This window comes from Cohnella thailandensis (assembly GCF_014212135.1).
In the GTDB taxonomy this organism is placed as follows: domain Bacteria; phylum Bacillota; class Bacilli; order Paenibacillales; family Paenibacillaceae; genus Cohnella; species Cohnella thailandensis.
The window spans coordinates 65,237-77,431 of sequence record NZ_JACJVQ010000014.1 but is presented as its reverse complement, the minus strand read 5'-3'; the positions used below and the strand labels follow the sequence as shown (position 1 = coordinate 77,431).

The window sequence follows — 12,195 nt, the reverse complement described above, 5'->3', positions numbered from 1 at the left end:
ACTTTTAGTAAAGATGATTAGCTCTTATTAACTCATAAATAAAGATGGAGAGGATATCGTTCAACTCTTGAATTTCTTCCGACTCATAGTCTTTAATAACTTTAAAAGTAGGATGTACTTTCTCTCCGTGAAACAGCTTATTTCTGACGAAGTAAATATATTTGTTCATCAGGAAAGACAGCACTTCATCATCCCTAATCCCTTTGGCAGCCAGGCAATTCGCAATGTGCGCAGTTACTTCTTGGTACAGGGTGTTCGTACGCGGATTTACACTTCTTCGATAGTTTCTTTTTAAATACTCCTCACGATAAACCAGAGTTTCTTGGAAAATTTGAATCAATCTCTCATCATGATTTCTAAGGATAAAATCGGCGAATTGCTCCGTTTTGGATTCTATATCATGATTGTTTAGAATCATGTTTCTCCATTGGAGCTTTCTCAATTGTTCCTTTGTTAAAACCGATACTTTCGATAAAGATTGCGGAAAGCTCGATGGATTGGCCAGTATAAACGCTCTCATGACTCTTAATCTTTCATTTTCATTAGGCTTATTGGCAATATATCCATACAAAGCATTGTAACTACGCCAGAAAGCTTCGAACTTGGCTCCGGCCTCCGTCTCGGACATGGCTCTCAACCAGAAGCTTAAGGCTATCATTAAAACTTCAGACTTCTTCGAAGTAAACAAGGGTTGTAAATCCGAAGACGGAATAATCAAGTTGATACGGCCTGCTACGTTGATTGGATTATTAATTTCCGAATCGTTGTAGGTTTTGGTTTTGACACTACTTCCACGGCGCTTTTCGATTTCGATTTTCGTTATATTGCCGATTTTACCTCTAGTGGCTGTAAGAAAAGCAATGCATTTCGTTATCTGTTTATTCATTGTGCTGTTCAAATCCGTCAGGACCCTCTCAATGTGTCCATTGCTGTTTCGAACACATTCTAGAACAATTCGGTTCGCTGAGATCGTAGCATGGTCGAAAAGATTTGAATTCATGTCATAAATAACATCGCCGGAGTAAAGAGTTCTGTTCTCTTCCTCATTGAACTCAATTGTTATCTTGTAAGCGGATTTGTTTTTACTTGTGTTCATTGGGTGACTCCCTACATTTCTATGTCTTGTGATGATGCTGCATCCAGCAAAAAGATCCGGTTTAATTGATTCTTCAGATAATCCCGAAGCTCCGGGTTACGACAATAGAGGAAGCACCCTTTCATGCCTCTGGAGATCAGGACTTTATATATGTTTTTAATCAACTTGGTCAGCTGCTCGTTATCGTTTTTCAGGCCTCTTTTCCCCATCTTGTCCTTATATTCCTCATAATCCGCGTAAATCCGCTTCGTATCCGGGTCATACTTCAGATCGTTGCCGATGATGACACCCACATAGTCGAACTCCAGTCCTTGAGAAGTGTGCACGCATCCGATCTGTTCCACTCCTCGTTCGTCGATCGCCCAGGTGGATAGCGCTCGCCCATTCCAAGGCATGCTGAACTGATGCTCAGAAATAAGTACATCCTCAACTTCCCCATTAGGGTTGCCGTCTTTGGCGTCGGTCCAGTTCCACGCGTAACCAGCCAGCATGCGGGCTTTGTAGCCCTCATTCACTTTCTGCTTGATATGCCCATAAACGGAATGGGGATTATCCAAGAGGACGAACTGAAAAGCATCTTGATCCCAACCGTTAAAGTTTCCCGTCTCTCGAATCTGAAAAATATGATCGATCCAGTTCAGGAACCCTTCCGCCCCCGAACATCTGAATTGCGCGGACAGAGCGTATTCAAAGACTTCTGAACCGTTCATGCGTGCGATTCGTTTGATTTCCTCGATGCTTCCTATATCGTCTGGACGAATTCGCTGGAAGTCATCGATGAAGAAAACGTTAACCTTGGACGCTTTGATAATATCATCGATTTGATTTAGACCCTGGTACATATAGGCTCCTTTGCCTTTGAGCCGATGGGCTTCATCCACGATCAGAACGTCGAAGGAATCGGCAGGAGCATCATAAAATTGGCCAGAGCCAGCAAATAAAATTCGAGCCCTCGCTTTATTTTTGGATTGTTGTTTAACCAAAGTTTCTACCATCGCCGATCGGAAAGAAGCATTGGGGGCGATGAACTTCACATTCAGTTTCTTCTTAAGAAGGCCGCCTAGCGCATTCATCGAGATGACCGATTTTCCGGTTCCGGGGCCGCCCTTCACGATGATCGTCTTCTTCTTGGAGATGTCCTTCGCTTCGCTCATAATGGATTCGTAGGCAATTTTCTGTTCATCCAACAGCGTGAATTCGGAGTTGCCTTTAAACAACCCATCGATATGTTCAATAAGCTTCTTGGAAGGGCGTATCTTCCCGTTCTCGATCAGGTAGAGCAGATTGATTCCATTGCCCTGGCCGGTATGCTTGTGAACGAATTCCTGGAGTTTCAACGTATCTTCGGATAGGAATAAAGGTGCTTTTTGGATAATGGGTTGATATTGTTCGCTCTGGAGCGGATCCGGCTGCCGAGCTCTGTAATTATGTAGATAGGCGCAGGAATAGCTGCGGAGTTTATGAGAGTGAACCGCTTCGTTCATATCCTCCAGGTGCTGCCGATAAGACCATGCTTGATACGAAGGATGCGGCATTTCTCTCTCCCTGCTTCCCACGCAGGCCAGGACCACATCCTCGCGATCCGTCGCTTTGGCCGAATCCCACTGCTTCAGTTCCACGATAATAAAATTGTTATTACCTTTCTCATCCTGCCCCGTTACGATAAAATCGACTCTTTTGCTTGTGGACGGAATGTTGTATTCGATCAGGATTCCACAGTCGTCCGCAATCTTGGAATTACGAATGACTCGCTCCATAAATTGCATCGAATTATTCCATGCCCGAATCTCCCCGAGGCCCGGCTGCATTCCCATTTTTCTCACGAAGGCTTCTTCGATCGTTACCGTAAGCAGATTGCTATCAACTTTCTCCCGAAATTCACGAGCGCTGCTGCTGTAAATAATCAAGTTCCGCACCTCTACAAGTCTGTGTATTTGTCCTTCCTGCCGAATGCCTTGTCGACCGGATACTTCCTCTCATTCTTCGCCAGCTTGTTCAAAACGACATCTTCTATATTTAAATCTAAAGCATCGGCCAGATAAATGGAATAAATAAGAACATCCGCCAGCTCATCCGCAATATTCTCTTTCTTCAAGTCCAGCGCTTCCTCGGAGGTCTTCCATTGAAAATTCTCTAGGAGTTCGGATGCTTCGATGCTTAGCGAAATAGCTAGATCCTTCGGGTTGTGGAACTGTTCCCAATTCCGGCTTTGTCGGAAGTTAAGGACTTGTCTGACGATGTCGTCGTTCATTGGTAGCCTCCTAGTCTGGTACATTAAAATTATATATTAAATTTGGGTTGTGTATCCATTATTCTCCTTTTCAAATAAATCTCGACCAGGAATTAAAGACGAAAGACACCCGTCCAGGTGCCTTGGATCTGACATTCATGTTTGATAGGTTCCCACACTAAACTAGAGTGCCAAAAATCCCCTTTACAACTCAAACCTCTTTTTAACATACTCGATTGTCTGACTGTTTGTAATCAAATAGCTGATCTCCTCTCTAGCCAGCTTGCCGTGATTGGATAGCCAATTGTGCGAGCCGATGAACAGAATCTTATCATCTACTAACAATACTTTAGTATGAAGCGGCGGCATGTAGACTAGATTGGATTCTAACCGGTTGTGCAGCTCTTTGAGAGCTATTTTAATGGCCTCCTTGTTCTTGAAACTGTAGTTGTCCCTCTCGACAATTTTGTCGATCTCTTGAAGAGTCAGCTTGGAGCTGTTATAGCCGATCCGTACTTTTATATCGACTTTCCGATCCATTGCCATACTTAATAGGGAGAAGAACTTCTCATCCATGACATTACTATTCACCCATGGAGATACAATGCCAAGCGAGTTTTGGCAGTATTCCATCGCTTTCAACATCAACAAATGGTGCCGTTTAGGATTCAGAAGAACATTGGCATGAAGGAGATCGTTCATATAACCAATGAACCTAGCGTCCACTCCACCCAAATTGTGTTTATCCTCATAAACCGCATACGCCTCTTGACGTTTCTCCGAAAACTCTGGATTCTCATATTCTTCGTTGTAAAGACTGTAGAGGGCCCCAAGCTCCTGAAGGATACGGATCGCTTTCTCCACGTAATTCCCGCTTGCCAGTCCCGCTTCGATATTGCCCACCCAGATGAACTGTTCCTTGGCCCTGGAGAATGCGACATTGAGTAAATTCGGTTTATTACCTATGACATAGGAGAGGCCCTTGTTCTTCGGATGAACCCCATCAATGACCGAACTAAAGAGGATAAATCTCTTCTCTTTCCCTTGAAAAGTATGAACCGTTCCCACCTCAACGCCCTTGATGGCCATAGCAAGTTGCTTTGCTTGGGAAGAAAAGGGAGTAATGATCCCGATGTCTTGAAGCACTTCCTTCCCATATCTCTCGACGAGCAGACTCACCACTTTTTTGCAGGCAGCGATTTCCGCATTGTTGTGATGTGAGCCCTTCTCCTTCACACCGCGAATATCAAAAGCTACTAGATTTGCGCCGAAGAGTTTGTTCGGATTGTCCTCTTTTTTCAGAACCAACATATTCTCATATACATGGAAGTTGGAGAACCGCATAATACCGGCCTCGCAACGACGATGTTCGGTGAGAATAATCCCCTTCTTCTTTGTTCCCATGAACTCATAGAACTCGCTTCCGCGGTCAGCGTACTCTTGGGCACTATTCTGCAGAACACAGATGCGGTCATGAAGTTCTTTCTGAACATCACTTTCTTCAATCAGGTTCAGGGTAAATGGACGAACCGGCTCGAGCTGCTCGGGATCGCCTACAATAACCGCTTTCTGTGATCGATATAACGGAGCGCACAGGTAATGAGGCATAATTTGCCCCGCTTCATCCACGAATAACGTGTCTATTAAGCTGAGGAGAGGTTGGAACAACTGCTCTGAGAATGAGTGCAGAGTTGTAGTAGCCACAGGAAAACACAGGAAGAACGACTCCCAGATGGCGCGTATGCCGTTCTGATACTGATCTAACCTTTTACCGTTCTCGCTGTAAAAAGCTTTAAACCACTTCTGACCCTCCCCCAATTTTTCCAGGTTATGCGCAATTTCCACGCGGTACTTAATCACGTACTGTTCGTTCACAAGAAGCGCCAGTTCGAATAGCTGTTTTCTCAACCGAACAATGACAGGGGCGTTGGCTAGATCGTAATAGGAGCTTGCGGTTAGTGGCTCCTTAATTTGCAGCACGTTCTTTATAACAGCTTCTCGTTCTTGCAACTCCTGCAATTGGTGTAAACTCTGCTGAAGCTCTGCACGGCTGCTTACCAGCATCTGCAGTTCATGGTCAATCGTATGAAGTTGATCGATGACGGAAGACAAGTCAGTCCGGTACTGGGAGAGCAACTCCTTAGCCTCAAGTAATCTAATCCGTATATTATGGGTCTCTTGTTTGAGCCTCTCGATACGAATCTCCTGAATATAGGCCAATGACGGATTGTCTTTCAAAAATCGTTTACGCTCGGGTAGAAACTGAAGCAGGCTCTGAGGGAACTTATTCCATTTCACGAACAATTCCTTATCCACAAACGCCTGACGCAGCTTTACTTCACCGCTCTGCAGCTCTGACTCCGACTGAGGGATCAGCTTCTCCAGCTTGTCTATTTCCCCCTCTATTTGCTGCTTTTTCAGAGTTAACTCTTCTTGGATAAGCGTTTGACGATTAATACTGCCATCTAGGATCACGATCTCCTTCTCCCGCCCTGCTATAGCAACGGGAATGTCTCTCTGATCGCCCAAATCTCTTCTCTCCAGGCACAGCTGAAACTGCTCCCAATACAAATTTATTTGTTGATGAATCTCGTCAAGACTGGATAAACAGGCGGCAAACGAATTCCGAACCTCCGTATTTTGCAGAGCTTGCACATCTGCATGCCGCAACCCCTTCACGATTCCATCGAATTTCTGGTTTCGAAACTCGGTCATATTCGTCATATTTCCTAACCGAGCGCAGAAGACTCCTTGTTTAATCGCCTCCATCGCTGGGTGTGCATCATTAATAAAACCTGTCGGATTTGAACCTTCGTCCTCTAGGCCGATTATAAATTTTTCCTCTTCATTCTCTACTACAGCTGCAATATTCTCTTCACTCTCTAGCGTTAAGGCTTCTTCTAACTTTTTGCTGTCGGCTAGGGCTAACACGGCATTCAAGAATTGAACCTCATTCATCAACTCGATCCCGATATTGTCTACCGCTTTATTATTCGTGCTCGTAATGACCATGGAGTAAGGATTGTTTCCCGCTAGAGGGGAGCGATAGTATGATCGGATCGTCCCTTTATCCTCGTGATTCCAAGGTTGGTCCCACACCTCCAGCAACAAACAGGCTTTCCTGACCATCGAATCCGCAATGATTTCCTTAATCAACGTCGTCTTTCCAGTTCCTGGGGGGCCGTTCACTGTAAGTAAAGCCGCATTGGGGAAGGACTGCATAATTCTCCACTGCTTAGGATTAACCGGATAATCGGCCGTATAACTCCCAAGATGGTAACCTGCCTCTGTCATCTCCAATGAATAGTCAACAGCGTCTTTGGTGCCGAAAATATACTGACTTAGTAGCGTGGATGGGGAATGTGCGTTTCTCGACAATAAACGCTCAAGTTCACTTCGGAAAATGGACTCCTGCAATTCATTCAAATTTTCTATGGTTACGAACAGTCGCCTTGACATTAACCAACCGCGATACTGTTTAAAATCCAGCAGACTTGAATGCTTCCAATCCGAAATTCCCTCGCGCAGGCACTGGTCAATCAGTTCGATAATTAGCGGAAGCCGTGGTGACTCGATGCTGTCAATTTTGGTGCACAGATTATTGTAGACTTCAGTGGCAATCATCCGCACGTCTTCAACCGGACATTCGAATGCTTCCGCTAGGATAATTTCTAGACTAGCCCTATTCATGACAAAAGAATCAACTTGCAGCCCATTGTCCGTCAACCTGCATTTGCAAGTGAGAATCGGTTTGACGATTCTCTCCTTCTTGGCATTGGGCAGATCCTTCATCAACAAAGGGTAGCAGACCGTAAACTCTTCCTCAGACAATAGTTTTTCAACATACACCTTGGCATTGTCACGATTTTCCGTATAATCGAAGGGCAGCTTATTAATAAACTCCTCAACGTCTACGTCTCTAGATAGCACCTCGTCAATCCACAGCCCCCACTTGCCTTGGACGTCTTTTGGAGCTTTCTTAATGTCCGGGTAGCTTAACAACTTCTGGAGAATGGCACTCTTCTGTTTGTGGGTCAACATGTCTTTCATGACATTCATGTCGTTGAAAGCTGACTCCGGGAGATGGTCTCCATTTACGGAGCTCAGAGACGAATTCAGGAACCTGGAGTAATCCTCATACCGGATAAAATATTGCAGCACATTCTTTAACTCAGCGGACATACCCAGCCTCCCGTAAATTCCTACCAGCCTTAATATTCCGAAATATTGTAAATTATATCAAAATGGTATTCCTCTGAGTAGTTAGACAAAAATAAAATAGCTCACACGATATTCTCGCGTGAGCTCTGATATAATAGGCTGTTGCTCGTCTCTTTGTTCTGCATGTCATGCTTCTCGTAGCCCAGATGGGTGTCCATCTCGGCTTCAAGCATCTCCTGCAAGGTCTCTGCAAACAAGTCTTTCAAAGCATTCTGTGCATCCTGAGCGGTGACCAGGTTATTCTCCTTAATAAACGATCTGAGCTGCTCCTTCGACCACAATCCCATGTGTGCTCCCAACCTTTCTAGTAATTCCATTTTAGTAGGATTGAGAGTTTACACAAAGTATTTTACAGACTCGGAGCGAAATCTCGCCCCTTCTGTTCCCGCATGCATTCTGGTTACCGGAGTTGACGGCATATGGTCCCTACTGTTCAAAGTGCAATTACTCCTATGGTCAAATTCTGCAAATAAGCGAACATTCGTGAGAAAATTACATTTTACCGAGGGAATTTAAAAACGAGTACAAGTTCAATTCTTCGCTTGTGCCAAGTGTCACCTATTTTTTCTTCTGCTTCAGTAATTCACCTACCCCTCCCAGAATTATTCCAGAAAATACTAACGTATAAAATACATTTTTAGATTCAATATACCCCATTGGATAACCTATTCCAGCAAATATAAGCAATAAACTAAGAATTGAAATTACTATTTTAAATTTTTTACTTAACATAAATTCACCTTTTCAATTTTGATAATATTTAAACATCAATTCAAAACGATTTTTCACACCTAGTTTCTCAAATATACTTGTCAAATAGCTTCGAACAGTAGACTTACTTATGCTCACTTCTTTCGCAATTTCTCCGTCTGTTATTCCAATAACCACCAGATTCAACACTTCAATTTCTCTTGATGAAAGGTGCATATACCACTTGTTTATTTGTTTGTTACCTTTATTTAATCTTTCTGCTATAAGTTTAGATAAAGTGTCTACAAAAGAAAGTCCCCAAGGCAATAATCCCCCACTTCTAGAGAATAACCCTATATAGCCAATAATAGTATTCTCATAATCAAACAAAGGAACAGCACAAGAACACAATTCTTCTACTAGTGGGACTCCTATGTGCTCCTCCTCATCCACAAATGCAATACCATTCGTATCTCTAGCAGCGAGCAAAGCATTAAATCCATAAAGATCTTCGGTGATGGTAGAACCTTCTCTGAATAAATCTGAGTTAGATAATGGATAAGAGTTGTAATTAAATAATACATTTAAATCCGCGTCCGTTACCAATATAACACATTTATTGAACGATCCATTTATAAAATTGAGTGAACCGATAGATTTAACAATTTTCATAGCAATGTCCCTTATATTTGGATTAATTGATGCACTAATAATGATCACCTTTTCTACTATAATTTGTATTAATTATAACGACAATATCAACAACATGCAACAATTCCCTAATATGGTTAATTATATTACACTGTTAATACATTTCGAAGGAGGATTGGTTACTAATGAAAAAGATTCTACTATCTTTACTGCTCTGCTTCTCTCTAGTGTCAACAACTACTATCACTGATTTGGGTCAGAAAGCAAGCGCAGATACCACACAAATTAATAAGTATCTTGGAAGTATTACGGCATCAAAGCAGTCAGACGGCAGATTCCTAGTCACGTATACAATTAAAGAAGATTTTGTTAACCCAAGCTATGAAAAGATGACTTTCGGGTACCACTGGCCAAATAAATATCCCGTCGCAGGAAGTACACAAGAGTTATCGAAAAAAAAGGGGACTTATACTTACTACATACCAAAACCAGCAAGCTACATTGGCCAACTTACATTTGAAATTAACTATAATCTAACCGGTTCTTACCAAGAAGCAAAGAAAATAAGCACTATCTTTAACTTTCCAGCCGGTAATACTGTAACTTATCACACTGTAACTGCAACGGAAGCTGGTGCGGCTTATGTACTTATTGTAGGTGCTCCTGCCCTTGCATTTGAATTTAATCCAGGATCGAAAATTTTAAAATGGATTGGCAGAGCATATTTAGGTTGGTCTCTCTATGATGGATTTTCTAATTCTACAGGCCTAGCTAACACTTTTCCTATGCTAAAAGCTGGGCAATATTATAAAACAACTTCTTGGTATACAAGTGATGGCTATGTGCATATTAAATATGAAATTTGGGATACTAAAGCAGCTTTCGATAAGGGAGTAGCAGCATCATACACTGGCACATTAAGCTCCCCACAATTCCCATATAATTGAACTAGCTCAACTAAGGACATATAACATGGATTTAAAAAATGCAGCCTACTATTCCTTTCAAGGAAAAGTAGGCTGCATTGGCATATTTTATATTACACTAGGGGGTCAGTCCCTTTCCCCGTATGTCCAGGAAAAGGAACTGAATACATTGACGCATCCTGCCCGTTAGTTCAATAAAAAGGACGCTCCCGCGCCTTCGCTTGGGCTACACCCTCCTCATTATATTCCATTTCCAATTACTTATTAAAGAACGTACGCGGGTAGCATGTAGTGTTTAACAGCAATTCTGAGAAACGACCGTCATGTAAAGTACCTCCCAAAAAAACATGTTTGGTGCATGTTACCTTGCACGGGAGGGTTATGCAAGAACGTTATCGAAATACTACGCATTTAAACACTCGTTTATGTTGCTGCTTTAAGCCTCAACAGAAGAATGAAGGCCTATGAGTACTATGACAACGACCTAAACTTGGAGAATCGTTCATGGCTGACAAAACCTTCTCGGAACTCCTGGCTAATTACGACAGCTTGAACAAACCTTTGATAACTCTGCTCATTCTTTTTGGCGAAAGAACATTGATCGGCAGCATGATGCCATAAGTCAAAGATTACGCTTGAGAGATAGCCAATTTCCCAAATAAGCGTTCTCTGCATAAGTTCGTCTTGCTTATCAAAAAAACCGAGGTGTTCCTCTTTTCTTAACGAGTTGAACATATTTCCGTGGGCATAGTAATTATTGATCATATCTTTCACTTGCTTAAGTCTGAGGGAATGGCTAGAAAACTCTCTATCAACATATTTGAACGAGCGCTCTAATGTTTTCTGAATAGGCTTTGACCCATTTTCATCGTGTGTAAGAAACTTCTCTATATCAGGTTCGATTAATGCATATGTTGCCAAACAGGCTTTTTCTATCGCTTGGCGCTTCATCAGCTTTGATTGGGTCTCATGATATCTTAACGATGAAAGTAAACAAAGTGTTAAATCATTTCTCACTTGGTTACTTAATATGAGGAAGCTTAACGACCTCCTATCGTCTGAGACTATAGTGTCTGAAAGCAGAGCTATTAACTGTTCGGCATTATCAAGAATGTCCTCATTATTCCGCATGGACTCCTGTAAAACCTGTCTTTCATAGCGGATTAAAGCTCTTAACTGCATGATCCCCCTCCTAAGACTAATCACATCCTTAACGCCTAATTCAACTCTGTCGAAATTCCTCAAGCATTTGATTCAATACTTTCCCTGTTTTCAAGCGTATCACAACTTGCCCCTGCTGACGTTTGGTATTAGACTCAATCCATGACCACTCGCCATCAAGGGCTGACAATCTATTCAGAAAGTCTTCTTTATGAGAGTGGATATACTCAAGAAATGCATCCTTCTCAAGGGTATTATCAAACAACAGAATGATCTCGAAGAAACGCCTTCGGGCATACCCCTGTTCTTGATTATCCTCGTTATAAAGAAACTCATTCAACTTGTATGATGGGCTGTCTTTCGTAAAATACTTCAAGGCAAAATCAGCATGGACTCTGTACTCTCCAAAATAAAGGAACTCCCATTCAGGAGTAGGCGTAGTATATCTACCGCTATCCAGAATCACTATTTGTTTACCGTATAGTTGCGTCCCAAAATATTTGATGCTTAACAATTGATACATGGTTGCCGAGTTGCTCATTGCATACGCATAGAACTCGGGTATCAATTCTGGTCCTTCATCGTAATCTTCAAGTGTGATTGTAAACTCGGGATTAAAGACATTGTAGTAGACATATTCATCACTTTTCCATTCGCCCTTGTTCTCAAGGCGCTTGATGATCTGCTCAAAAGGGGAACGAATCAGTAGGAAGCGCTTCTTCCAGAGGTACTCGATATTATTGATGTCTGCACTTTTATCGATGTCGGTATTGGTATCGCCAACGCGGGTGTAGATATAGTTCGCACGAACCTTTCTGCCGTTGTCAGAGAAGTCCTCAGTAAGAAAGTAGGGCGTATCAGTGCTGTTCTTGATGATCAAGACATCTACTTCGTGACCGATGAGCATTAAAGTTCGCATCTCTACTCGCGGCCGGATGCCAGAAACAAATCTTTTGGATTTTAAGAAGTCGATCATCTGCTGTTGATTTCTTCGTTTTTCGTCATTCTCAACCCCAACCACTTCGAAAGTTCCGTCCGCAATACCGAAAATGATGTAGGCGTCCCTATCGACTCGGTTATTTGCCATGCAGATGATATCGTGTAACAGGTTGGCCTTATTAGAATGGTGCTTCTCCTTAAAGTCCCAATAATCATCTTCACGGTTAGAGCAGATCAACGCTTTAATTTCATCTAGTAATACGATCCCCCTCAAGGATACA

Annotated in this window: 8 protein-coding genes and 1 pseudogene; 1 reads left to right on the top strand and 8 read right to left on the bottom strand. The window is 42.5% G+C overall.

Translation table 11 applies throughout. The features are described 5' to 3' along the window. Positions 1-4: 4 nt before the first annotated feature. The 6 genes and pseudogenes from H7B67_RS16390 to H7B67_RS16365 all read right to left on the bottom strand — a co-directional run bounded on the left by H7B67_RS16390 (position 5) and on the right by H7B67_RS16365 (position 8,909). Positions 5-1,096, bottom strand: a complete 1,092-nt coding sequence (locus H7B67_RS16390) for a hypothetical protein (RefSeq protein WP_185120937.1) — start codon at positions 1,094-1,096, stop codon at positions 5-7. Positions 1,097-1,107: 11 nt separating this feature from the next. Continuing rightward, positions 1,108-3,003 (bottom strand): DUF2075 domain-containing protein, encoded by a 1,896-nt coding sequence (locus tag H7B67_RS16385; RefSeq protein ID WP_185120936.1) that lies wholly within the window; start codon positions 3,001-3,003, stop codon positions 1,108-1,110. Positions 3,004-3,014: 11 nt separating this feature from the next. Further along, positions 3,015-3,347, bottom strand: a complete 333-nt coding sequence (locus tag H7B67_RS16380) for a nucleotide pyrophosphohydrolase (protein WP_185120935.1) — start codon at positions 3,345-3,347, stop codon at positions 3,015-3,017. A gap of 183 nt (positions 3,348-3,530) precedes the next feature. Next, positions 3,531-7,508, bottom strand: coding sequence for an AAA domain-containing protein (locus H7B67_RS16375; RefSeq protein ID WP_185120934.1), 3,978 nt, complete (start codon positions 7,506-7,508; stop codon positions 3,531-3,533). Positions 7,509-7,645: 137 nt separating this feature from the next. Then, positions 7,646-7,834 (bottom strand): annotated as a pseudogene (locus H7B67_RS16370) (IS256 family transposase); the annotation flags it as partial. Positions 7,835-8,291: 457 nt separating this feature from the next. Then, positions 8,292-8,909: a LuxR family transcriptional regulator gene (locus H7B67_RS16365; RefSeq protein WP_185120933.1), complete on the bottom strand. Its 618-nt coding sequence runs from the start codon at positions 8,907-8,909 to the stop codon at positions 8,292-8,294. Between the two features lie 164 nt (positions 8,910-9,073). Between H7B67_RS16365 and H7B67_RS16360 the strand changes: the two genes are divergently transcribed. After that, positions 9,074-9,835 (top strand): hypothetical protein, encoded by a 762-nt coding sequence (locus H7B67_RS16360; protein WP_185120932.1) that lies wholly within the window; start codon positions 9,074-9,076, stop codon positions 9,833-9,835. Between the two features lie 450 nt (positions 9,836-10,285). On the opposite strand, the gene H7B67_RS16355 is transcribed toward H7B67_RS16360, so the two are convergent. Beyond that, the gene (locus H7B67_RS16355) at positions 10,286-10,996 is read right to left on the bottom strand and encodes a hypothetical protein (protein ID WP_185120931.1); all 711 of its coding nucleotides are present in this window, start codon (positions 10,994-10,996) and stop codon (positions 10,286-10,288) included. Positions 10,997-11,036: 40 nt separating this feature from the next. Then, entirely contained in the window at positions 11,037-12,188 is a 1,152-nt protein-coding gene (locus H7B67_RS16350) for an ATP-binding protein (protein WP_185120930.1), read from the bottom strand. Between the last annotated feature and the right edge of the window lie 7 nt (positions 12,189-12,195).